Origin of the sequence: Streptomyces aureus (assembly GCF_000725495.1) — a bacterium.
Classification (GTDB): domain Bacteria; phylum Actinomycetota; class Actinomycetes; order Streptomycetales; family Streptomycetaceae; genus Streptomyces; species Streptomyces aureus_B.
Genome location: NZ_JNZD01000127.1, coordinates 1 through 222 on the forward strand (window position 1 = coordinate 1; position 222 = coordinate 222).

General features: G+C 65.8%; 1 protein-coding gene. It reads right to left on the reverse strand.

Annotated features, from left to right (window positions below):
• Positions 1–18: 18 nt before the first annotated feature.
• A partial coding sequence (locus IO36_RS45375) for a zinc ribbon domain-containing protein (protein WP_158997722.1) occupies positions 19–222 on the reverse strand: 204 nt, incomplete at its 5' end.

A 222-nucleotide genomic window follows, 5' to 3' on the forward strand; every position in this document is an offset into this window, starting at 1 on the left:
AGGACGGGGATTCCTGGCTCAGGCCGCCCCCGGGAGCAGCGCTCCCAGAGGACTTCCACCATCAACACCAGCCGGGTTGAGACCAGCCCGGACGAGCATTACACGGGCGGAGTTCTTGTCCCGGGGGGACACGGCTCCGCACGCGGTGCACGCATACGTTCGTTCGGAGAGGGGAAGTGCGTGCTTGGTTCTCGCACCGCACTGTGCACAGTCCATCGTGGT